Origin of the sequence: Collinsella sp. CLA-ER-H11, assembly GCF_040092445.1 — a bacterium.
In the GTDB taxonomy this organism is placed as follows: Bacteria; Actinomycetota; Coriobacteriia; order Coriobacteriales; family Coriobacteriaceae; genus Collinsella.
The window spans coordinates 88,257-111,321 of record NZ_JBBNLN010000007.1 but is presented as its reverse complement, the minus strand read 5'-3'; the positions used below and the strand labels follow the sequence as shown (position 1 = coordinate 111,321).

The window sequence follows — 23,065 nt, the reverse complement described above, 5'->3', positions numbered from 1 at the left end:
ATGGGGCCGTCTGTTGATTGGGGACAGACTAAAATGAGCGTTTTCACGCATTTAAGTCTGTCCCCAATCAACATTGCTGCGGCACTTTGCTCGGCTAAAGCGTACAATAGCGCCTATGCGAAAGGGGAACAGATGATCAACGAAACTATGTATGCTCGCGGTGCGGAAAGCTCCATCATCCGTGAGATTTTTAGCTATGGCCTTGAGCGCAAGGCGCAGATCGGTGCGGAAAACGTATTTGATTTTTCGCTGGGCAATCCGAGCGTTCCGGCACCCGCTGCTGTGGCGGAGTCCATTAAGAAGGCCCTGGAGCTGCCGAGTGACCAGTTGCACGGCTACACCCCCGCTCCGGGCCTGCCGCAATGTCGAGCAGCCGTCGCCGAATCGCTCAACCGCCGCTTTGGAACGAACTATGAGGGTAAGGACGTCTTTATGACGGTGGGTGCCGCGGCTTCGCTCACCTGCACGCTCAACGCCGTTACGAACCCGGGCGACGAGGTTATTGTTATCGCCCCGTACTTTCCGGAGTATCGCGTTTGGATTGAGAAGGCCGGCTGTACGTGTGTTGAGGCGCTCGCCGATGAAGATACGTTCCAGCTGAGCGTGGACAACGTGCTCAAGGCGATTACCGATAAGACGACTGCCGTCATCATCGACTCGCCCAACAATCCGACTGGTGCCGTATATACACGCAACACGCTGACGCGACTGGCCAATGTTCTGCGCGAGGCCAACGCTCAGCGCGATCCCGAGAATCCGATTATGCTCATCTCGGATGAGCCGTACCGCGAGATCGTGTACGGTGCCGAGGTGCCTTGGGTGCCCTCGATCTACGAGCACACCATCGTGTGCTACTCGTATTCCAAGTCGCTGTCGCTGCCGGGTGAGCGCGTGGGGTGGATCTTGGTTCCCAACACCAATCCGCAGGCTGCCCGTCTGATGCCGGCTGTTGCGGGCGCTGCCCGTACGCTGGGTTTTGTATGCGCACCGGCACTCTTCCAGCGCGTGATCATCGATTGCATCGATGAGCCGAGTGATGTCGGGGCCTATGCCCGCAACCGCACGGCGCTCACCGATGCTTTGACGGACTACGGCTATACCTATGTTGAGCCGGACGGTGCTTTCTACCTGTGGGTGAAGGCACTCGAGCCCGATGCGAATGCGTTTTGCGAGCGCGCAAAGAAGTATGAGTTGCTTGCGGTTCCCTCGGACAGCTTTGGTATGCCGGGTTGGTTCCGCCTGGGCTATTGCGTGAGCTACGAAACGATTGTCAATTCGCTACCCGCTTGGAAACAGTTGACGGACGAGTATCGTTAAAAGTAAAGCGCTCTGCCTACAATGTTTTACGTGAAACGGGGTTTGGTGTTAAGCCGGACCCCGTTGTCATGGACGTTGTGTCTTTGGGATGGAGTGGTTTTACGACTATCGAAGGCTATGCGTACAATGAATATAAGCGACGGCCGTGCCAGATAAGGAGACCTGATGCCCTACCTGCTTTCTTGTGACATTCATACCCATACGATGTTCTCTGCGCATGCATATTCGACCATTGAGGAGAATGTGTACTGGGCGGCAGAGCGTGGTCTGCAGGTGCTCGGATCTGCCGACCATTTGAGCTCTATGGTTACGGCTTGCCCCAATGACCTGCGCAGTTACCAGTTCTTTATCAACCAGGATATCTGGCCGCGCATTTGGAGCGGCGTGCTGGTGCTGCGTGGTGCCGAGGCCGATATCGTTTCGCTGGACGGAAGCCTGTTTGGCGAGGACACTCCTGTCACGCTCGATATTGCCGGCGATTCGTACAGCCGTCAGCATTCGTTGTTCGATTTGGTTACGCGAAATTTGGATTATTTGGTTGCGAGCGTGCATAATCCGCAGATTGCTGAAGGCGCGACGCTGGCCCAGACGACCGAGATGTATATCAATGCCCTGGAGCACCCCAAGGTGTTCATGCTGGGTCACACGGGGCGTTCGGGCGTGCCGTTCGATATCGACGAGGTGCTGTTGGCAGCTAAGGCCAAGCACAAGATTATCGAGATCAACAACCATAGTCTTGAACACGGTGTTGACACTGAGCATTGGGCCGTATGCCGCAAGATCGCCGAGCGCTGCGCCGAGCTGGGCGTGGGCATTGGCGTGTCAACCGATGCCCACATTGGCATGGCCATTGGCAAGCTCGATCACGCGCGCAAGATGCTCGACGAGATTCACTTCCCGCTGGATTTGATCGTGACGCGCGACCGCGAGACGCTGCTGCGCGAGATGGCGGCAGCCGGCGTGTGCGATCTGCGCAATGGGATGTAGCGGAGTTTATAAACCAAGCGAAGGGGGCGGCCCAGGCGGGTCGCCCCCTTTCTTGTGCCAAAAATCTACTGAGGTTGGTTAGCGGCGTTCGAGGACCGCTACGGTTTCGGTGTGGTCGGTGTGAGGGAACATGTCTACGGGCGTGATCTTGAGCAGGCGATAGCCTTCGTCGAGGAGCTGATGCAGGTCGCGCTCTTGAGTTACGGGGTTGCAGCTGATATAGGTGATGCGGTGCGGCTTAAGCGCGCAGGCAGCTTCGAGGAACTCGGGGGTAGAGCCGGCGCGCGGCGGATCGATGGAAAGGACATCGACCCGCTCGTTGTTATCGACGGCATCCAGGATGTAATCGGTGGCGTCGTCGGCCATAAACCAAGCGCTGCGGGTGAGGCCGTTGAGCTCGGCATTGCGACGTGCGTCGGCAATGCCCGCCGGGTTGCGCTCCACGCCGAGCAGCATAATGCCGATACCCTTGTTCTGGGCATCTTTAGCTGCGCAAAGACCTATGGTACCGCTGCCACAGTAGGCATCCATGAGCACATCGCCCTGGTGCAAATCCATGCCGTCGATAGCGAGCTGATAGAGCAGCTCGGTCTGTTGCGGGTTGGTCTGATAAAACGCGGTGGGGGAGATGTCGAATTCGCAGCCGAGCAGCTGGTCGCGCATGCATTCGGCGCCATACACGATGCGGGTTTCCTCGCCGAGGATGGCGTTGCCGGGACGTCCGTTGATGTTTTGGGCGACGGTGACGATGCGCGGATCGAGTGCGGCGACAGCCTCAAAGAACTCCTGCGCATGCGGCAAGTCGCGCTGAGCGGTCACGAGCGTGACCATGACCTGGTCGGTACGCCAACCGCAGCGGACGACGGCATAGCGGAGCAAGCCCAGATGCTTGTCCTCGTTAAAGGCGGGAATGTGCAGGCGCTCAGCTTCACGCGCGATGCCGTTAAGAATTTGTCGGGCGCCCGGTGCCTCGACGGGGCATTCGGGTACGGCAACGATCTTGTGCGTGCCGCGCTCAAAGAAACCGCAACGGACAGCGCCCTCCTTACCGGGAGCAAAGGGAGTGGCGGCCTTATGGCGAAAACCGCGCGGCGCAGGATATTTGCCCGGGTCGCCCAGGGTGACACCCATGCCACGAATAGGATCTACAGCAATGCCCTCACGCTCACAAAGCGAAGCAAAAAGCTCCTCCATAGCAGCCTGCTTGGCGGCGAGCTGCTTCTTATAAGGACGATTGAGCGCCGTACACCCACCGCAAGCTTTCATGATGGAACAAGGAGACTTGGGGTCCACAGCCTTACGCGCAGACGAAGCCAGATCTTTATGCAAGCGCTTGGAGCGAGTCTGAGATGCCTTATCTTCGTTCCGACGAGAGCCGGGACGCTTGGCCTTAGCCTTGCCCTTGGCCGACTTACCCTTCGCGTCCTGAGACGACTTGGATTTCTTAGAAGATTTTTTCTCCTCTGACCCCTCAGCCGCCTCGATCAAAGCACGACGAGCCTTACGCTCCGCACGAGATTCTGCCATGAATTAACCCCACTATTAAATAAAAGAAAAGTCCGAAGCAATTGTACCGTGCATTCAACGTGCCCGTTTGGAGAGGAGGCTATTTAAGGTTTCGAGCACGTTGTCTCCCGGCTGAGTGGCGCCCGGCGCGGAGTTTAATTTGTCGCGAGTTCCGCACGAACAGGAGGCCACTTAATGTGGCCTCCGTCGTGAGCAGGACTGTAGAGCAGCAAATTAAACTCCGCGCCGGGCGCCACTCAGCCGGGTGCTCCAACCTAGTGCTCCATGCGTGCTTTCCGTCTTGCGCAGGACTGTAGAGCAGGAAACTTAATTACGCGCCGCTCCCCGCCCACGCCGGGCAAACCCTCCCTTGTACTCCATCTCACTAAAGTGTATGATTCTGGACGTTACATGACTCACTTTACCTAACTAAAGTGCCATCAAGGGGGAATACCATGAACACCGATATGTCTCGTCGTCAGTTTGTTGGTCTAGCCGGCTCGCTTGCCACGGTGCTTGGCCTTGGTCTTGTCGGTTGCGGCGGTGGTGCCGGCAAGGGCTCCGCTGCTGGCTCTGCCGCGGCCAAGGATGTGAAGGGCGCTGCGGAGTCCAAGAAGCTCGTGGTGGGCTTTGATAAGTCCTATCCTCCGTACGGCTTTGTGGGCGACGATGGCGAGTACACCGGCTTTGATCTCGATCTGGCCAAGGCTGTTGCCGATAAGCAGGGCTGGGAGGTCAAATACGAGGCCATCGATTGGGATGCCAAGGACACGCTGCTCAACTCCGGCGCCATCAACTGCATCTGGAACGGCTTTACCATGGAGGGTCGCGAGGACGACTACACGTTCTCCGAGCCGTACATGCTCAACGAGCAGGTGCTGGTGGTCAAGAAGGATGCGGGTATCAAGAGCTGGGACGATCTTGCCGGCAAGACCGTGATTACCCAGACCGATTCCGCTGCGCAGGATGTGCTCGAGGGTGACCAGAAGGATCTGGCGGCGACGTTTGCCACGCTCGACACGATCGGCGAGTACAACACGGCCTTTATGCAGCTCGAGAGCGGCGCGGTCGATGCCGTGGCTTGCGACCTTTCGATTGCCCAGTATCAGCTTGCCGCCAAGCCCGATGCTTACACGCAGCTTGATGAGCCGCTGTCCAGCGAGCACTACGCCGTCGGCTTTAAGAAGGGCGACACCAAGTCGGCCGACGCCGTGACCGAGTCGCTCAAGGCGCTCTACGAGGACGGCACGGTTAAGGACCTGTGCGACAAGTATTCAAGCTATGGTCTATCTTTCGATAATTGGGTGCTCAAGTAATGTCTATTCAGGTCATGATGCAGATGCTTGGCCAGGGTTTCTTGGTCAGTTTGCAGTTGTTTGTGCTGACGCTGTTGGGATCGATTCCGCTGGGAATCCCCGTGGCGTTTATGCGCATGAGCAAAATTGCGCCGCTCCGCTGGATTGCGCGCATCTATATCTCGGTCATGCGCGGCACGCCGCTCATGCTGCAGATGTTTGCCATTTACTTTGCCCCGTATTACGTGTTCGGCATTTCGCTCACGCCCGATTCCAAGTGGACGGCGTGCGTTGTGGCGTTCATCATCAACTACGCCGGTTACTTTGCCGAGATCTATCGCTCGGGCCTGCAGTCCATTCCTCGCGGTCAATACGAGGCTGCCGAGGTGCTGGGCTACTCGCGCATGCAGACGTTTCTGTATATCGTGATGCCGCAGGTCGCCAAGCGTATTCTGCCTGCGATGGGCAACGAGATCATCACGCTGGTCAAGGACACGTCGCTGGCGTTTGCCATTGGCGTGGGTGAGATGTTCTCGACGGCCAAGGCGCTGGTCGCCTCGCAGGTGAGCATGGTGCCGTTTGCGATCGCGGCGCTAATCTACTGGGTCTTTAACTTCGTCGTCGAGATGCTGCTGGGCGCCGCCGAAAAGAAGCTGGACTATTATCATGACTAACTCAGTGATGAAAATCGAAAACGCGCGTAAGGCGTTTGGCGGCAATGAGGTGCTCAAGGATATCTCGCTTGAGGTGAAGCGCGGCGAGGTCGTGGCGATTATCGGGCCTTCGGGTGGCGGTAAGTCCACGCTGCTGCGCTGCGCCACGCTGCTCGAGACGCTCGACGGTGGATCGCTCTCGTTTGGCGACCTTGCCGTCGCGACGGATGCGGGTTCGGGCGCGGTGTACGCAAAGGGCGATGTTCCTAAACAGGCGCGCTCGCGGTTTGGTCTGGTGTTTCAGAACTACAATCTGTTCCCGCACTATACCGTGATGAAAAACATCACCGATGCTCCGATTCGCGTGCTCAAGCGTCCGCGCGAGCAGGCAGAGGCACGTGCATGCGAGTTGATCGCGCAGATGGGGCTTACGGGCAACGAGAACAAGGTTCCTTGTGAGCTTTCGGGCGGTCAGCAGCAGCGCGTGAGTATTGCCCGCGCCCTAGCGCTCGACCCGGAGATCCTGTTCTTTGACGAGCCAACCTCGGCACTCGATCCCGAGCTGACGGCCGAGGTGCTGCATGTCATTAAAGACCTTGCCGCGCAGAATATGACGATGGTGATCGTGACCCACGCGATGCAGTTTGCGCGCGATGTTGCCGACCGCGTGGTCTTTATGGATGGCGGCCGCATTGTCGAGGAGGGTCCTGCCGAGCAGGTCATCGACCATCCGCGTGAGCAGCGCACCCGTGAGTTCTTGAGCCGTATCGAGGGATAGGCTCAGGTATTTACTCAACTATTAATTGAGGCGAAGCCGTCGCAGGTCTTACGGTCTGTGGCGGCTTTTTGTTTGCATCGACGGGGTTCAATAATCGCCTCACAAGCTTGTCTCTTCCTCTCGCCGCCTGTATTCATACGTGCGCCGAAAGGTATGCATGGACGGCCGCCCGTGAGGGTAGGGTGGTGGCATAGGACATTTGGAGGGTGAGTCGGCTCGGTTGCCGACCATGCTGCTCCCGGGATGGCACCGACCGCGAACTCTCCCCGTTGGCGTCGCGCATTGCGCGCGGCCCTGCAAGGAGGTCATCATGGGTGCTCCCAAGACCGGTAACGTAAGGAACGTGGTGCTCGTAGGCCAAGGCGGGGTGGGCAAGACTTCACTCGCCGAGGCCATGCTCCACCTTTCCGGCAAGACCGCCCGCCTGGGCGGCCACGACGGCACCAAGCCCACGCTCGACTATGACCCCGAAGAGGTCAAGCGTTCATTCTCCATCTCGACGACCATTGCGCCTATCGACTGGAAGGGCGCGCGCATCAATGTGCTCGATGCCCCGTGCTACCCCGATTTTATCGGCGACGCCTTTGCCGCGATGAGCGTCTGCGAGACGGCTCTGTTTGTTGTCGACGCCGAGGCCGGCCCGCAGCCTACGACGGTTAAGCTCTGGTATGCCGCCGAGGACCTGCGCCTGGCGCGTGCGGTGTTCGTAAACCGCCTGTCGCGCTCCGAGGCCAGCTTTGCGACCACGATGGACCTGCTGCAAGAGCGCTTTGGCACGCGCCTGGGCGCCGTGACCCTTCCCTGGGGCGAGGGCGAGGACTTTGACGGCATCATCGACCTGGTGCGCATGAAGGCGCGCCATTGCAACGGCACCGAAGCCGTTGAGTCGGAGATTCCCGAGGAGTATCGTGCCCAGGCCGAGGAAGCCCATGACCATCTGTGCGAGCTGGTGGCCGAGGCTGACGACGAACTGATGATGAAGTACTTGGAAGGCGAGGAGACGCTGACGCAGGAGGAGCTTGAAGGCCTGCTGTCGAAGGCGATCGCCGAGCGCATCTTTGTGCCAGTCTTTGCGGGCGATTGCATTAAGGAGCAGGGCGTCAACTCGCTGATGGACGACATCGCCACATACTTCCCGGCGCCGACCGACTACGGCGAGATGCCGCTTATCGACGGCGATTCGCTCAAGATTTCGAGCGACGATGATCGTCCGGTGGCGTTTGTGTTTAAGACCCTGGCCGATCCGCAGCAGGGTCGCATCAGCTTTATTAAGGTGCTGACGGGTACGCTTGAGCCGGGCCTTGAGCTGGTCAACGCGCGCACGCGCAAGGGCGACCGTCTGGCTCACCTGTATGTGATGTGCGGCCGCGACATGACCGAGGTCGGTCACGCCTATGCCGGCGACATTATCGTGGCACCCAAGCTGGCGGCCGAGACGGGCGATACGCTCTCGATTACCGGCAAGGTCGAGGCTGCGGCGTTTAAGTTCCCCAACTCGCAGTACCGCATTGCCATCGAGGCCGAGAATCGCGGGGACGAAGAGAAGCTCTACACGTTTATCGAGAAGGCCTGCAAGGCCGATCCGACTATGAGCATCGACCGCGACGAGGAGACCGGCCAGACCATTATCTCCGCCGTGGGTGAGGCGCAGGTTTCGGTGCTGCTCAACCGTTTGGAGGACCGTACCAAGGTCGTGGCCAAGAGCGTGCCGATTCGCATTCCGTATCGCGAGACCATCCGCCGCACGGCGAGCGCCCAGGGCCGCCACAAGAAGCAGACCGGTGGTGCCGGTCAGTACGGCGACTGCTGGCTGCGCGTGGAGCCGCTTATTGGGCCCGACGGCACGAGCGACGGCTACGAGTTTGTGGATGAGGTCGTAGGCGGCCGCATTCCGCGCTCGCTGATTCCCGCCGTGGACAAGGGCGTCCAGGAGACCATGAAGGACGGCATCATTGCCGGCTACCCGCTCACGGGCATTCGCGTGGCTGTGTACGACGGCTCGTATCACAGCGTCGACTCCAACGAGATGGCGTTTCGCGCGGCGGCTCGCATCGGCCTGCGCAAGGCATGTGCCGATGCCGACCCAGTGGTGCTGGAGCCCATCGAGGAAATTACGGTGACTATCCCCGAGAGCTACGCCGGCGCCGTGATGGGCGACATCTCGGCCTCGCGCGGTCGCGTGACGGGCATGGAGACCGATGAGCGCGGCGATACCGTGGTCATTGCCCAGGCGCCGCTGGCAGAACTGACGGATTATTCGACGCGCCTACGCTCTATCACGCGCGGCACGGGCGACTTTACCATGAAGCCCGCTGGCTACGAGCAGGTGCCTTATGACGTTCAGGCCAAGCTGGTCGAGCGCTATGAGGAGGGTCGCGCCAAGTAGCGTGTGATTTTGCCTGCAATGTAGGTGCTGACGAAAAGGCCACCCTGGGTAACCGGGGCGGCCCTTTTTGATTCCTTGGGGACGGAGGAAAACGGATCATTTTTTGGGTTACGGGCAGCTTGGTCGGCCCTAAACTCCCGAGGTCTGGTTGCGGCCGGTGGCGTAGTCGATCTGCACATGCGGCTGCAGGTTGTAGCAGTACACGTGGAAGCAGAGGGTCTTGCCGTGGTCCTCGACCGATTGCGCCTCAAGGCGCACGCCACGGCAGACAAGTTCCTCTTCGTTATACATGGGCGTGACGCGGTAGAGCACATGGTTGCCCGTGTCGCGGATGTAGCCGAGAATCTGCTCCTCAAACGGCAGCATGCCCGTTTCGTTGAGATAGCGCGTGCCGGTGAGGAGATTTTTGCGGTTGGCGTTTTCGCCGCAGAGCGACCAGGCGATAAGGTGGCAGCGGTTGTAGAGGCTCTGGCCCGGAATAAAGTCGTAGCGCTGCTGGTGCCAACCGGCAGGATGGATACGCGAGATATCGCCGCGCTCGCCTTGACCGAGTGATTCGGGGCCCACGCAGGCGAGTGCTTTGCGGGTGCGGCCCAGGCTGTCGAGCTTGGAGAACTTCTTAAAGCAGCCCTCTTCTGTAGCGCGCTCGTATTCATCGAGCGTGAATGATGGCGTGCCGAGCGGGTGCGTGCTGTCGGCGCGAAGGGCAACGTAGGGGTTGCCGGCGTAGTCGGGAATGCTGCTGAGATAAACACCGCGGGCGCGGTTGAGGTCGGGGTTTTCGACCTCGTCGATGGGGGTGGCGGCACTGTCCGCGGAAACGTCGTCATCGGTGTCGGTCGCGGCGGAATCGGAGCCATCGCCAGAGTCCTGGCCGTTTTGAGGGTCCGGGGAGCTCGCCGTTCCCGATTCGAGCCGGGCAACCAGGTCTGCCTCGTCGTCGGTGCGGCTGGGGCTCTCGTTTTGTTTTTCGGCCAGAGCCGCCGCCTGCTCATCGCTTTGCGGCGACAGCAGCTTGGGCGCCCCGTCAAGCGATCCCGTAAACAGCGCAAACCCCAGCACCACGGCGGTGCCAATGGAAAGTATTTGCTTGTAGGCGGGCTTGCGCGACATTGAGGCTCCTGGAGGGACGGTTGGGAATCTACCAGTCTAGCAGGAGCCGGCAAGGGCCGTTCTGTCGAACAAATACTTAAGATTTGAGACAAACGCTACTGATTCATTTGTCCCGCGGTCTAGATCGAGGTGGAGTCGAGCCAGTTGAGCTTGCACTCGAGAATGCGCTGCTCGCCGGGTTCGCTGCTTCCGTCAAGTAGGGCGAGCAGCATCTCGGCTGCTTCGCGACCTTCTTGGTCGACGGGCTCGATGATGGTGGAGACGGTCGGTGTGGTGAGATTAGTCCAGTCTTCGCAGTTGAGTCCCAAAAGGCCGATTTGCTGCGGAAGCAGATGGGCCATTGGCTGGAGGGCCTTGTAGACACGGGGAAGTGCCCACTGATTTTGCACGAAGATAAGGGTTCGCTTGGCGGGATTGAACTTGAATTTAAAGTATTCGGTGAGCTCGTTGATTGACGGCTTGTTGTGATCGATGGGAATCGCTTTGTAGAGCTGCCCGTTCGCTGCCAGCGCCTCGGCATACCCCTGAAAACGCTCCATGCGGGTGCGCATTTCGGTCATGTTGGCGGCAATGGAAAAGAAATCTTCGTAGCCGGCGTCGAGGAGTGCCTGTGTGGCGTTGTACACGCCGTCGTAAAGGTTGGTTTTGATCCAGCTGGTACCTGGGCTATAGATGGCTGCATCGAAAAAGACGACCGGCTTGCCGGCGCGTCTAATGCGGTCATGCACGGCTTTGAAGTTTGCCGTGGGCTGGATGATAAAGCCATCGACGCCCAGCGAGAGCATCTTGTCGACGTACATGAGCTCGGTCTCGGGGTTAAAGTTGCTCGTGCAAACGACCGTCTGGTAGCCCGCGGGGAGCATGACCTGCTCCATGCCATTGAGAACGAGCCCCGCCCATTTGTTGGTGTTATCCAAAATGATGATGGCAATGACGTGGGTTTGCTTGCCGGTGAGCGTCTGCGCTTGGGCGTTGGGAACGTATCCGAGTTCCTTAATGACGCGCGCGATTTTGTTCTGCGTCTTCTCGCTAAGCTTTTCTCGTTTGTCGTTGAGGTAATACGAGACGCTTGCCGTCGAGGTTCCCGCCTCTCGAGCGACGTCTGCGATCGTAACGCGCTGTTTTGCCACAGCGACTCCTTCCGACAGATGAGCATTTTCCAACATGATGACTTTGAGTCTTGGTGAAGGATACGCTTCGGTGAGCGGCTTTTTCCTTTCATATGAGTATGCAACAAATGCGGCATACGGGTGGGGTCGAAATTTGTGACCGGCATGCGCATCTGCCGTCTACCGAGAAAATCAAATACTTCTTGACTTTTGAAATCGAGGGCAAAATCGCAGGATTCATTTTTGGTTAAACGCATAACTAAATCGCATAACCAACGCTCTGACCTGCGCGTTTACCGAAATAAGCTGGCATTAAGAAAAACGAGCACCTATATTGTTCTTGTCGAAAAGACAGCAAGTCCAAACGGCAGGGGATGCTCCGGAGGCCTCCGCAAACGGTGTCTTGCGCACGCAACTCTATGAAAAGAGGGAAGCAATGAAGATCGTAGGCGTTGCCGCCTGTACCGTGGGTATCGCCCACACGTATATGGCCCAGAAGGCGATTCAGGATGAATGCGCCGCCCGTGGCATCGAGTGCAAGGTCGAGGCTCAGGGTGGCCTGGGTATCGAGAATGAGCTCACGCAGGAAGACGTGGACTCCGCCGACCTGGTCTTGGAGTCCGTCGACGTGGGTGTCGAGAACGAGGACCGTTTTGAGCAGAAGATGGCCGAGGGCAAGTTCCTCAAGGTCGGTACTTCCGATGTGATCGCCGATCCGGTCAAGATCATCGACCAGGCTGTTGAGATTATCAAGGCGACGGGTGGCGCCGTTGACGCGCCCAAGGCCGAGGCCAAGGCAGAGAAGAAGGCCGTCTCCGCTGCCCCGCAGGCCCCGACACCGGCGTCCAAGCAGTCTATCTTTGCCGATCCTGGCAAGACGCTGCTCAATGCATTCAATACCGGCGTTTCCTATTTTATCCCCATTGTCGTTATCGGTGGCGTGTTCCTCGCCTTCTCGTTGGCATCCGGTACCGCCGGCGCCAACGGCATGGAGGTTACGAATCCGCTGATGGTGAGCCTTAACACCATCGGCATGGCCGGCATCTCCATGATGATCCCGGTGCTTGCGGCTTACATCTCCTACTCGATGGCCGGCAAGCCCGCGCTCGCCCCCGGTTTTGTCCTGGGCTACCTGGTCAACAACGCAGTCGTTACCCCTAACGGCAACAGCGTTTCGACCGGCTTCTTGGGCGCCATGATCATGGCAGTTATCTGCGGCTACTTTGTCCGCTGGATGAAGACCTGGAAGGTCAACAACACCATCCAGACCATCATGCCCATCCTGATTATCCCGATTCTGACCTCGCTTGTCCTGGGCATGGCCTATATCTACATCCTGGCCACGCCGCTTGGCTTTGTGATGGACTGGCTCACCGGCGTGCTCGGCAGCCTGCAGGGCGGTTCCGCAGTTGTCCTGGGTCTGGTCATTGGCGTTATGACCGCCTTCGATATGGGTGGTCCCATCAACAAGACCGCCTCGACCTTCACCATGGCCATCATGGCCTCCGGCATCTACGGTCCTAATGGTATGTTCCGCGTCGCCGTTGCCGTTCCCCCGATTGCCTGTGGCCTCGCTGCGCTCATCGCCAAGAACAAGTTTGATGACGCTGACCGTCAGATGGGCATCTCCGCGCTGTTCATGGGCTGCATCGGTATTACCGAGGGCGCTATCCCCTTCGCGGTCAAGGACCTCGGTCACACCCTTCCCGGCATTTGCATCGGCTCTGCCGTGGGCGCGGCGCTTGCCGCCTTCCAGGGTATCGACTGCTACGTCCCGCACGGTGGCTTTATCGTCGCCCTTGCCACCAACAACGTCGCGCTGTTCTGCCTGGACATCGTGATTGGCTCCGTGGTCGCCGCTGCAATCCTGATTGCCATGAAGCCCACGCTCGACAAGCAGGCCAAGTAAACCTTTAAGGACTCCGGTTGTGCGGAGGGATGGATTTGACTCCGCACAACCGCCCCTACACAACAAAATCCATCCGTACTGATAGGGCCCACATCTGGGTCCCAGGGAACTTTTGTCAAAAATCCTCTGGAGAAGGAGAACAAAATGTCCAACCTCACCATCCGTCAGGCCGTTCAGGGCATGCTCAAGCTGCAGGATAGCGGCGATCACGCAACCATGGTCGGCATTGGCCCCATGAGCCCCAACCTGATTCAGGCCGTGTTCGAGCTTGCCAAGGACGAGGATTTCCCGCCCATGTTTATCGCCAGCCGCAACCAGGTCGATATGGACGAGATGGGCGCCGGCTACGTCAACGGTTGGGACCAGACGCGCTTTGCCGCCGACATCAAGAAGGTTGCCGACGAGGTGGGTTACACCGGTCCGTACTACCTGTGCCGCGATCACGGCGGTCCGTGGCAGCGCGACGAGGAGCGTAACGCCCACCTGCCCGAGGACGAGGCCATGGAGCTCGCCCGCAAGTCCTTCGTCGCCGACATGGAGGCGGGCTTTGACCTGCTGATGGTCGACCCCACCAAGGACCCCTATCAGATCGGCAAGGTTATTCCGCTCGACGTGGTGCTTCGCCGCACGATTGATCTTATCGACTACCTTGAGCAGTACCGTCGCGAGCATAACCTGCCCGAGGTTGCCTATGAGGTCGGTACCGAGGAGACCAATGGCGGCTTGACCTCTACCGATAAGTACGAGGAGTTCATTTCTCAGCTGCAGCCCGAGCTCGAGAAGCGCGGCTGCCCCATGCCCACCTTTATCGTCGGCCAGACCGGTACGCTCACCCGTTGGACCGAGCAGGTCGGCCATTACAACTTCAAGAATGCCCGCGAGCTCGCCGACATGGCTAAGCGCTACGGCGTGGGCCTGAAGGAGCACAACGCCGACTATCTGGACGACGCGACGCTGCTCGAGCACATCCCGGCACACGTGACCGCCTCCAACGTTGCTCCGCAGTATGGCACCGAGGAGACCCGCGCCTATCTCAAGCTCTGCGCCACCGAGCAGATCCTGGTCGACAACGGTCTGTGCGATGATCCCTCCGACCTGTATCACACCCTGCTGGTCAAGGCTATCAAGACCGAGCGCTGGCGCAAGTGGATGACTGGCGACGACGTCAACCTGCAGGTCGACGACATTCTTGCCGACGATGAGCTCAGCCTGAAGATCCTGGATGTCTCCGGTCACTATGCGTTCAACGATCCTGAGGTCAAGGAGCAGGTCGAGAAGCTCTACCGCAACCTCGCCGCTCAGGACATCGACGGCAAGCGCTTTGTCATCGAGCACATCAAGCGCCCGATCAAGCAGTACGTCGTCGGTCTTAACCTCAAGGGCGTTACGACCCGCATCGAGGCCGCTCTTGCCGAGTAAGTAGCTTTTCCTACGCGACGCCGGGCTTGGGGCATGTCCCAGCTGCAGGCCCGGCACATGGGACAAAGGGGCAGTCCCTTTGTCCCATTCTTTTGAGTTTTAGCTTCCTTTGAAGGGGTTCACCATGAAGTTCTTTATCGATACCGCCAATCTGGACGAGATTGCCGAGGCCAAGAGCTGGGGCTGCCTGGCCGGTGTTACCACCAACCCGTCCCTGTACGCCAAGACCGGCGGCAAGCTTGCCGACTTTGAGCCGCATATGCTCAAGATTGCCGAGCTCTGCGAGGGCCTGCCCGTGTCCGCCGAGTCTACCGCTACCACTGCCGAGGGTATGATCGAGGAGGGCAAGCGCCTTGCCGCCCTCGCCCCCAACATCGTGGTCAAGCTTCCCGTGTGCGAGGCCGGCCTTGCCGCCTGCCGTGCGCTGGCCGATGCTGGCGTGCGCGTCAACATGACGCTCGTCTTCTCGCCGACGCAGGCCCTTATGGCCGCCAACGCCGGTGCTCGCTACATCAGCCCGTTTGTCGGTCGTTTCGACGACATCGCCGAGGACGGTATCTCGCAGCTCGACAACGTCGTGACCTGCATTAAGAACTACGACTGGACGGGCAAGAACGTCGACGACACCGTCGAGATCATCACCGCCTCGGTTCGTACGCCCAACCACGTAACCCAGGCCGCGCTGCTTGGCGCCGATATCGCGACCGTGCCCATGGCAGCCCTTAAGAAGTGCCTGCGCCATCCGCTGACCGATCAGGGCCTTGCCTCGTTCGAGGCCGACTGGCAGAAGGTCGTCGCTCAGGCTTAACGAGTGGATTGCCCCGGCATCGCGTCATCCGGTGCCGGGGTTGTTCTCAAGAGAGGAATTCGTATGACCAACCAGGAGCTGGCGAAGGTCGCCAATGAGGTCAGGAAGGGTGTCGTGACTGCGGTTCACGCGGCCAAGTCGGGACACCCGGGTGGATCGCTCGGTGCTGCCGACATCATGACGTATCTGTACTTTGAGGAAATGAATATCGATCCCGCCGACCCTCACAAGGCCGATCGCGATCGCTTTGTGCTCTCCAAGGGTCACGCGGCGCCGGGCCTGTATTCGGTGTTGGCAAATCGCGGCTATTTTCCCGTCGAAGAGCTCGAGACGCTCCGCCATATTGGCAGCCGACTGCAGGGCCATCCCAACATGAACGACGCCCCTGGCATCGATATGTCCACCGGATCGCTCGGTCAGGGCATCTCTGCTGCAGTTGGAATGGCGCTTGCCGCTAAGCACTGGGGCGACGGCTACCGTGTCTACACGTTGCTGGGCGACGGTGAGTGCGAGGAAGGCCAGGTGTGGGAGGCGGCCATGTTCGCCGGCAACCATGCACTCGACAATCTTGTTGCCGTCGTCGACCACAACGGCTTGCAGATTGACGGCACGATCGATGAGGTCAACTCGGCCATGCCGCTCGCTGACAAGTTCCGCGCCTTTAAGTGGCATGTGATCGAGCTCGCCGACGGTAACGACATGGCGCAGATTGCCGCCGCCTTTGCCGAGGCCCGCAAAGTGAGCGACTCGCCCGTGGCCATTATCGCCGAGACGGTGAAGGGCAAGGGCGTCTCCTTTATGGAAAGCCAGGTGGGCTGGCACGGCAAGGCACCCAACGATGAACAGTTTGAGCAGGCCATGGCCGAGCTCGCGGCAGCAGGGGAGGAGCTCTAATGGCAGACGTCAAGAAAGTCGCCACGCGCGTTAGCTATGGCGAGGCACTTGTCGAGCTGGGCAATGAGCGCGATGACTTTGTGGTTCTCGATGCCGACCTGGCCGCCGCCACGCAGACCGGTAAGTTTAAGGCTGCGCACCCTGAGCGCTTCTACGACGCCGGCATTGCCGAGAGCAACCTGATGGGGCTTGCCGCCGGCATTGCGACCACGGGTCACGTCGCCTTTGCGAGCACCTTTGCCATGTTCGCTGCCGGCCGCGCGTACGAGCAAGTGCGTAATTCCATCGGCTATCCGCACCTCAACGTCAAAATCGGTGCCACGCATGCGGGCATATCGGTCGGTGAAGACGGTGCCACGCATCAGTGCTGCGAGGACATCGCGCTCATGCGCACGATCCCGGGTATGACGGTGATTGTTCCCGCCGATGACATCGAGGCTCGCGCATGCGTGCGCGCCGCCTATGAGTTTGAGGGGCCGGTCTACATGCGTTTCGGACGCCTGGCAACACCGGTCATCAACGACTGCGAGGACTATGAGTTCAAGATTGGTCGCGGCGTGGTCGTGCGCGAGGGGTCCGATGTGACCATCATCGCTTGTGGCCTTATGGTCGCTGAGGCGCTTGAGGCTGCCGAGGCGCTCGCTGCCGATGGTATCGATGCCGAGGTCATCAATATGCACACGATCAAGCCGCTTGATGAGCGCCTGGTGGTTGCCAGCGCCAAGAAGACTGGTCGTGTGGTCACTGCCGAGGAGCATTCGATTATCGGTGGTCTTGGCGAGGCCGTGGCCTCGGTGCTCGCGGAGCAGCATCCGGTGCCGATGCGACGCGTCGGCGTGCGCGATGTGTATGGCGAGTCCGGCCCTGCGGTCGATTTGCTGCACAAGTACGGTTTGGACGCCGACGGCATCGAAGCTGCGGTTAGGTCCGTGTTGTAAGGAAGGTTTCCATGGGATTTGTATCTGCCAACCAAGTGACGATCGGGTATACCGCCGCCTCGCGCGAGGACGCCCTACATTATTTGTCCGAGCAGGCCATCGAGCTCGGTTTTGCCGATGACGCATCTGCCGTAGAGGCTGCCTTTATTGCTCGCGAGAACGAGGTCGAGACCGGCCTCGTCGCCGGTTTTGCCGTTCCGCATGCCAAAAGCGACGCGATCCACACGCCGGGCGTTGCCGTGCTTAAACTGGCCGAGCCCGTTGAATGGCCGAGCTTCGATGGGGTGCCCGTCGATGTTGCGCTCGCGCTGTACGTGCCCGCCGGCGAGGCTGGAACCACGCACCTGCGTTTGCTCTCCAAGGCTGCCGTGATGCTGATGGACGCCGGCTTCCGTGACAAGGTGCGCGCGAGCACCGATCCCGTTGAGATTGCGGAGCTCATCAATAGCGGACTCGAAGACTAGAACGGTCATCCCGTTCAATCAATTGATCCTTCTCCAAGGAAAAGGGCCGCGACACCATATAGGTGTCGCGGCCCTGTTTGCGTTTCCCCAGATAAAACCTGCCAAAATAAACCTGTCCCTTTTTGGTAGGTCAGTTAACGCAGTCCAGGTTGAGCATATGCGAGCGAGCGGGCTCCGGGTGCGGTAAGGTGACGTGAAACAAGCGGGCGCTGACCTTTTGGTCGCGCCCGTGAAGTTGAACGTCAGATTGCCGTGCCCGGGGCCCGCGCAGCGCCGAGCAGTTACGCCGTTTGTAAAACGGCGTAACCTAAAGGTTCATGTTGCCGTGAATGTAGGGGGTGACCTCGGGGGAGATATGGTCGCAGCCCAGCTCGCGCAGCGCGGACTCGATAACGGCGGGCAGCGGGGTCTTGCCCTTGTCGTCGACGGCGGCACCGCCGAGGGTGGCAATCTTGGCGACATCTGCGGGTGCGGCCTCGATATGCATGCAGCCGCCGACCAAGCGCGCGCGTACCTGTGCCAGATCAAGATCGTGCAGGTAATCCTCGCAGGCGCGAATCAGGGAGACCTTCTCGCGCGTAAGCTCCTCGCCCGTGGGGACGCGCGTGGCAAGACATGCTCCCGCCGGCAGGTTCCAAACGGGATAACCCCATGCGCGCAGCAGCTCGCGCTCTTCGTCCTTGGTAAAGCCGACCTCCATAAGGGGTGAGCGTACGCCGAGCTCTTCTGCCGCACGCATGCCGGGGCGGTAGTCACCGCGATCGCTTGCATTGCTGCCATCGATGACGGTGGGAAAGCCGAGCGACTTGGCGTGGTTGACGATGGCGGTAAAGCCGGCGTGCTTGCAGTGGTAGCAGCGATTGGCATCGTTGCAGGCTACTTGGGGGAGCTGCAGCTGATCAACCGAAAGATTGAGCACGGGGAGCTTAAAATGCGGCCCCTCATTGGCCTGCCCATCAACGGACTGCTCAAACGAAGCCTGCTCGGGCGTGCCGATGAGCGGCGTGGTGAGATGGACGAGGAGGGTATTGGTAGGCATGATGCGGGCGCATACGGCGGCCAAAAAGCTGCTGTCAACGCCGCCGGAAAACCCGATAGCCACGCGCCCGTATGCCAAAAGCAGCTGTTCGAGCGCCGATAGCTTGTCTTGAAGCTCCTCTGCGGGTGCCGTGGTGTCTAAAATCATGAAACGATCCTTATCGTTGAGTACTCGATCGAAAACTATAATCCTAATGCGTTACTTGCCATAAGACTTCTATCTGTGTAACGAAAGTGCAATATGCTATATACGTTATATACAAGTTTGTAAAGTGCGGTAGAGTGGCAGTAACACAATCCGGTGAGGGGGCCGATATGATCAAGGCTGTTATTTTTGACATGGACGGAACGCTGGTCGACACCGAGCGTTTGGGGATTAAGGCCTGGAAGGCAGGCGCCGCTGAGCTGGGGCTCGCGATTGATGAAGCGCTGATCCATCAGTTTATCGGCCGCACGCTGCCCGATGTCATGAACATCCTCGATAAGCATTATGGCAGCCACGAAACCACCGAGGCGATCTATCGTCGCCACAAGGAGATTCGCGACGAGATGGTCAAGACCGAACTGGAACTTAAGGCCGGCGCCGCCGAGTGCCTAGACGAGCTGCTGGCTGCGGGCTATCACGTGGGCCTAGCGACGTCGTCGCGCCTCGTTACGGCCGAGCGCAACCTTAAGATGGTCGGTCTTTTTGACAAGTTTGAAACGGTAACGTGTGGCGAGGACGTCGTGCACGGCAAGCCCAACCCCGAGATGTATCTGCTCGCCTGCGAGCGTGCGGGCTTTGCCCCCGGGGAGTGCGCCGTGGTCGAGGATTCGCGCAATGGTTGCGTCTCGGGCATCATGGCCGGCTGCCATGTCTTTGCCGTCCCCGATATCGTGCCGCTGCCGCAGGACGTGGTGGATGGCTGCGAGGCCGTGCTCGATACGTTGTTCGACCTGGTGGCGGCAATCAAGACTGTGCGCTAGAAAATTGCGGCGTTGAAACGAGCGATTGCTCACGTTTGCGCTCAAGCAAAAGGGGTCCGGCAATGGTCGGGCCCCTTTTGCTTGAGCGGCGACTTAGCATACTCGCGGGCGTGCTATAGATACGCACCGAGGTTGATGGCCGTGGCGTCGGTCTGGCTGCTTGCCTGGGTGCTGGCGCGTTCCAGTAGGAACGGACGTACCAGTTCTTGGCGGTTGATATCCTCGGCGGCGACTGCGGTGACGGTACGTGCTGCGGAGCCGACACGGATATGCTTGATCTTTGCCGGGGCCTTGTTCTCGATTTGCTCCATGAGCAATTGAACGCCCTTGCGGCCAATCTCGTAGCCCGGGGGCGCTACCGTAGTGAGCGGGACCGATCCGCTCCAAGCGAGTGGGTTGCCATCGCAGCCTGCTACGCGTACTTGCCCGGGGACAGAGATGCCCTTGTCGACCAGTGCCGAAACGACACCCGAGGCCAACACGTCGGTCAGGCCGACGACAAAATCGGGACGTTCGTCCGCGGGGCGCTCGGCGATTTGGGCACCGATGCCGTAGCCGTCGGCAGCGGTATTCCATTCGCCGGCGTCGATGACTTCGATCTTGATATCGGGGTGCAGGGCGAGCGCCTTATGAATGCCAAGGACGCGCAGGGTGAGTTGCATAAATGCTGCTCGGCCGACGACGACAATATGGTGCGCGCCGCGGGTGATGGCGAGTTCGGCAATGATGCGACCCTGGGCCTCGTTGTCGGCCGCTACGTAGTAGCCGGGCTCGGAACAGTGGATGTCCAGGTGGACGATCGGCACGGGCATCTTGGCCATGACGGGGTGCCAGTCGGGGGATGCCATGGGCTGAACCATGACGCCGGACATCTGGGTGCCCATAAAGTAGCGCAGGTAATGGTCCTCGAGAATATCGTCGTTATCGGCGTTGGCGATGAGCAAGTCGTAGCCGTGCTTACGGGCCTCGTTGTGGGCGCCGCTGGCGATTTGGAGCGAAAAGCCGTGATCGAGACGGGGGAGCACCAGGCCAAAGGACTTGGTGGCGCCGCCGGCGAGCTGACGGGCGCTTTGGTTGGGCAGGTAGCCAAGGCGATTGATGGTCTCGTTGATGAGCTTGAGGGTCTCGGGGCGCAACTTTTCGGGATGGTTGAGCGCGTTGGAAACCGTGCCCAGCGAAACCCCGGCCTCGCGCGCGACGTCGCTGATTTTTACCTTTGCCATAGCGGCCCCTTTGATGCGTTTCAAGTACAAGCCAGATTGTAGCATCCCAAACCTACCAAAAAGGGACAGGTTTATTTTGGCAGGTTTATCTGGGGAAACGCCGTTGCCAGCGCGACCACCACGAAGGGGGCAGGTACCTTTGTGGTGGTTTGGACCGGCTGGACGTGTGTGCATCGAGTGGTATCTAAGTTGAGATACCACTTCTGGTATATCAGCTTGCGTTTGCGTGAGTACAATACTCGAACGTTATGCGTCTCAGCGCCCCCTGTGCGTGGACGTTTTGCAGTCAAGCGGACGAAGGGATTTATCCTATGTGCGGAATTGTCGGCTACACCGGCTCTGATATTGCAAAGAACATCCTGGTCACGGGCCTCAAGCGTATGGAGTATCGCGGCTATGACTCCTCGGGCGTCGCGCTCGAGGTGGGCGAGGGCGCCGCGGCGCACCTCGATGTCATCCGCCGCGTGGGTAAGGTCGCGGGCTTGGAGAGCGAGCTTTCCAATATCGACAGCGACGCTACCTGCGGTATCGGCCACACCCGTTGGGCCACCCACGGCAAGCCCTCCGTCGTTAACGCTCACCCCCACACCAGCTGCGACGGTCGTATCGCCATCGTCCACAACGGCATCATCGAGAACTTCGCCGAGCTGCGCGAAGAGCTGGAGGGCCGCGGCCACCACTTTAAGAGCGAGACCGATACCGAGGTCTTCGCGCATCTGATCGAAGAGGCTTATGCCGAGACGCACGACCTGATGGCCTCCGTGCGCGAGGCTTGCACCCACGTGGTCGGTGCCTATGGTCTGGCCGCCGTGTGCGCTGACGAGCCCGGCGTGATCGCCGTGGCCCGCAAGGATTCCCCGATCGTGGTCGGCGCGGGCGAGACCGGCGCCTATGTCGCCTCCGACGTCATCGCGCTCATCGACGCAACCCGCGACGTCGTGGTGCTCGAGGACGGTCAGTTTGCCAAGCTCACGCCCGCAGGCGTCGAGTACACCGACGAGGCCGGCAACGTTATCGAGCCCAAGGTCACCCACATCGACTGGGACCTGGACATGGCAGAAAAGGGCGGTTATCCCGACTTTATGCTCAAGGAGATTCACGAGCAGCCGCGCGTCGTGCGCGACACGCTGGTCGGTCGTATGACGCCGGCCGGCGAGCTCGACATCGACGAGCTGGGCCTTTCGCTCGAGGAGCTCAACGACATCGACCGCGTCTACGTGATCGCTTGCGGCACCAGCTATCACGCTGGCCTCATTGCTAAGAATCTCATCGAGGGCTGGGCTCGCATCCCCACCGAGGTGGAGGCGGCCAGCGAGTTCCGTTATCGCAATCCCATCATCACGCCGACGACGCTCGTCGTGGCCGTGTCCCAGTCGGGCGAGACGGCCGATACCCTTGCCGCCATTCGAGACGCGCGCATTAAGGGTGCCAAGGTCTTCGGCATCACCAACGTGGTGGGCAGCCCCGTGGCGCGTGAGAGTGACGGCGTCATCTACACCAAGGCCAACAAGGAGATCGCGGTCGCCTCGACCAAGAGCTTCATCGGCCAGGTCGTGAGCCTCACGCTGCTGGCTTTGCTGTTGGCGCAGGTCAAGTACCGTCTGACCACCAAGCAGGCGCGCATGCTGTTCCGCGAGCTTTCCGATACGGCCGAGCAGATCCAGTGGATTTTGGATACCCAAACCGAGGCCGTGCATGAGGCCGCCCTGCTGTGCAAGGACGCGCAGTCCGCACTGTTCGTGGGTCGCGGCATGGGCGCCGCTATTTCCTACGAAGGTGCGCTCAAGCTCAAGGAGGTCAGCTACCTGCACGCCGAGGCCTACGCCGCCGGTGAGATGAAGCACGGCCCCATTGCCCTGATCGACCCGGGCTTCCCTGTCATCGCTGTGGCCACCAAGAGTGCCACCTACGACAAGACCGTGTCGAACCTCATGGAGTGCAAGGCGCGCGGCGCCAAGGTCATCGTCGTTGCCACCGAGGGCGACGAGGAGATCAACAAGATCGCCGACTGCATCATCCGCGTGCCAGCAGTCCGCGACGTGTTCAGCCCCATCACGGCGAGCGTCCCGCTGCAGCTGCTCGCCCGCGAGGTCGCCATCCTGCGCGGCTGCGATGTCGATCAGCCCCGAAACCTCGCCAAGAGCGTGACCGTGGAATAGTTGGTTCCGCCGTTCTAGCGACTAAGGCCCGGCTCCGCATCAAGACGGAGCCGGGCCTTTTCTGCATTTGCCCAGATAAAACCTGCCAAAATGAACCTGTCCC

The 23,065-nt window shown here is 59.8% G+C and carries 19 protein-coding genes; 14 read left to right on the top strand and 5 right to left on the bottom strand.

Annotated elements, in window-relative coordinates; genetic code table 11:
• The first annotated feature begins 132 nt into the window (after nucleotides 1-132).
• Together AAAX35_RS06695 and AAAX35_RS06690 are read left to right on the top strand one after the other, a co-directional pair.
• Nucleotides 133-1,317 (top strand): pyridoxal phosphate-dependent aminotransferase, encoded by a 1,185-nt coding sequence (locus AAAX35_RS06695; RefSeq protein ID WP_349117147.1) that lies wholly within the window; start codon nucleotides 133-135, stop codon nucleotides 1,315-1,317.
• A 165-nt stretch (nucleotides 1,318-1,482) separates the two neighbouring features.
• Nucleotides 1,483-2,304, top strand: coding sequence for a phosphatase (locus AAAX35_RS06690; protein WP_349117146.1), 822 nt, complete (start codon nucleotides 1,483-1,485; stop codon nucleotides 2,302-2,304).
• Between the two features lie 78 nt (nucleotides 2,305-2,382).
• Here AAAX35_RS06690 and rlmD read toward each other — a convergent pair whose 3' ends face one another.
• Nucleotides 2,383-3,831, bottom strand: a complete 1,449-nt coding sequence (gene rlmD / locus AAAX35_RS06685) for a 23S rRNA (uracil(1939)-C(5))-methyltransferase RlmD (protein WP_349117145.1) — start codon at nucleotides 3,829-3,831, stop codon at nucleotides 2,383-2,385.
• Nucleotides 3,832-4,265: 434 nt separating this feature from the next.
• Between rlmD and AAAX35_RS06680 the strand changes: the two genes are divergently transcribed.
• The 4 genes from AAAX35_RS06680 to AAAX35_RS06665 all read left to right on the top strand — a co-directional run bounded on the left by AAAX35_RS06680 (nucleotide 4,266) and on the right by AAAX35_RS06665 (nucleotide 8,922).
• Nucleotides 4,266-5,126, top strand: a complete 861-nt coding sequence (locus AAAX35_RS06680) for a transporter substrate-binding domain-containing protein (RefSeq protein WP_099432383.1) — start codon at nucleotides 4,266-4,268, stop codon at nucleotides 5,124-5,126.
• The gene (locus AAAX35_RS06675) at nucleotides 5,126-5,779 is read left to right on the top strand and encodes an amino acid ABC transporter permease (protein WP_117806870.1); all 654 of its coding nucleotides are present in this window, start codon (nucleotides 5,126-5,128) and stop codon (nucleotides 5,777-5,779) included. Before AAAX35_RS06680 ends, AAAX35_RS06675 begins: the two co-directional genes overlap by 1 nt.
• The gene (locus AAAX35_RS06670; protein ID WP_349117144.1) at nucleotides 5,772-6,536 is read left to right on the top strand and encodes an amino acid ABC transporter ATP-binding protein; all 765 of its coding nucleotides are present in this window, start codon (nucleotides 5,772-5,774) and stop codon (nucleotides 6,534-6,536) included. The genes AAAX35_RS06675 and AAAX35_RS06670 overlap by 8 nt, the downstream gene beginning before the upstream one ends.
• Nucleotides 6,537-6,846: 310 nt before the next feature.
• Entirely contained in the window at nucleotides 6,847-8,922 is a 2,076-nt protein-coding gene (locus AAAX35_RS06665; protein ID WP_342996204.1) for an elongation factor G, read from the top strand.
• A 129-nt stretch (nucleotides 8,923-9,051) separates the two neighbouring features.
• On the opposite strand, the gene AAAX35_RS06660 is transcribed toward AAAX35_RS06665, so the two are convergent.
• Entirely contained in the window at nucleotides 9,052-10,035 is a 984-nt protein-coding gene (locus AAAX35_RS06660) for a DNA/RNA non-specific endonuclease (protein WP_349117143.1), read from the bottom strand.
• A gap of 119 nt (nucleotides 10,036-10,154) precedes the next feature.
• Complete coding sequence (locus AAAX35_RS06655) at nucleotides 10,155-11,165, bottom strand: LacI family DNA-binding transcriptional regulator (RefSeq protein ID WP_040359542.1); 1,011 nt, start codon at nucleotides 11,163-11,165, stop codon at nucleotides 10,155-10,157.
• A gap of 415 nt (nucleotides 11,166-11,580) precedes the next feature.
• Here AAAX35_RS06655 and AAAX35_RS06650 point away from each other — a divergent pair, with 415 nt between their 5' ends.
• The 6 genes from AAAX35_RS06650 (at nucleotide 11,581) to AAAX35_RS06625 (ending at nucleotide 17,576) form a co-directional block, all read left to right on the top strand.
• Nucleotides 11,581-13,053 (top strand): fructose-specific PTS transporter subunit EIIC, encoded by a 1,473-nt coding sequence (locus AAAX35_RS06650; protein ID WP_070097143.1) that lies wholly within the window; start codon nucleotides 11,581-11,583, stop codon nucleotides 13,051-13,053.
• Nucleotides 13,054-13,197: 144 nt separating this feature from the next.
• The gene (locus AAAX35_RS06645) at nucleotides 13,198-14,472 is read left to right on the top strand and encodes a class II D-tagatose-bisphosphate aldolase, non-catalytic subunit (protein WP_195192740.1); all 1,275 of its coding nucleotides are present in this window, start codon (nucleotides 13,198-13,200) and stop codon (nucleotides 14,470-14,472) included.
• Nucleotides 14,473-14,596: 124 nt separating this feature from the next.
• On the top strand, nucleotides 14,597-15,280 hold the full coding sequence (gene fsa / locus AAAX35_RS06640) for a fructose-6-phosphate aldolase (protein ID WP_349117142.1): 684 nt from the start codon (nucleotides 14,597-14,599) through the stop codon (nucleotides 15,278-15,280).
• Between the two features lie 63 nt (nucleotides 15,281-15,343).
• Nucleotides 15,344-16,174: a transketolase gene (locus AAAX35_RS06635; RefSeq protein WP_349117141.1), complete on the top strand. Its 831-nt coding sequence runs from the start codon at nucleotides 15,344-15,346 to the stop codon at nucleotides 16,172-16,174.
• On the top strand, nucleotides 16,174-17,112 hold the full coding sequence (locus AAAX35_RS06630; protein ID WP_346978755.1) for a transketolase family protein: 939 nt from the start codon (nucleotides 16,174-16,176) through the stop codon (nucleotides 17,110-17,112). The genes AAAX35_RS06635 and AAAX35_RS06630 overlap by 1 nt, the downstream gene beginning before the upstream one ends.
• 11 nt (nucleotides 17,113-17,123) lie before the next feature.
• Nucleotides 17,124-17,576 carry a PTS sugar transporter subunit IIA gene (locus tag AAAX35_RS06625; protein ID WP_349117140.1) on the top strand — a complete coding sequence of 151 codons (453 nt, stop codon included), beginning with the start codon at nucleotides 17,124-17,126 and terminating at the stop codon, nucleotides 17,574-17,576.
• A gap of 307 nt (nucleotides 17,577-17,883) precedes the next feature.
• Here the strand turns inward: AAAX35_RS06625 and AAAX35_RS06620 are convergent, their stop codons facing one another.
• A complete protein-coding gene (locus tag AAAX35_RS06620) occupies nucleotides 17,884-18,762 on the bottom strand; it encodes an ATP-dependent sacrificial sulfur transferase LarE (protein ID WP_349117139.1) in 879 nt (292 codons plus the stop codon).
• Nucleotides 18,763-18,929: 167 nt separating this feature from the next.
• Here AAAX35_RS06620 and AAAX35_RS06615 point away from each other — a divergent pair, with 167 nt between their 5' ends.
• A complete protein-coding gene (locus AAAX35_RS06615) occupies nucleotides 18,930-19,580 on the top strand; it encodes an HAD family phosphatase (protein ID WP_349117138.1) in 651 nt (216 codons plus the stop codon).
• A 113-nt stretch (nucleotides 19,581-19,693) separates the two neighbouring features.
• On the opposite strand, the gene AAAX35_RS06610 is transcribed toward AAAX35_RS06615, so the two are convergent.
• Complete coding sequence (locus tag AAAX35_RS06610; protein WP_349117137.1) at nucleotides 19,694-20,803, bottom strand: LacI family DNA-binding transcriptional regulator; 1,110 nt, start codon at nucleotides 20,801-20,803, stop codon at nucleotides 19,694-19,696.
• Between the two features lie 311 nt (nucleotides 20,804-21,114).
• Here AAAX35_RS06610 and glmS point away from each other — a divergent pair, with 311 nt between their 5' ends.
• Nucleotides 21,115-22,962: a glutamine--fructose-6-phosphate transaminase (isomerizing) gene (gene glmS, locus AAAX35_RS06605; protein WP_035138734.1), complete on the top strand. Its 1,848-nt coding sequence runs from the start codon at nucleotides 21,115-21,117 to the stop codon at nucleotides 22,960-22,962.
• Nucleotides 22,963-23,065 lie beyond the last annotated feature (103 nt).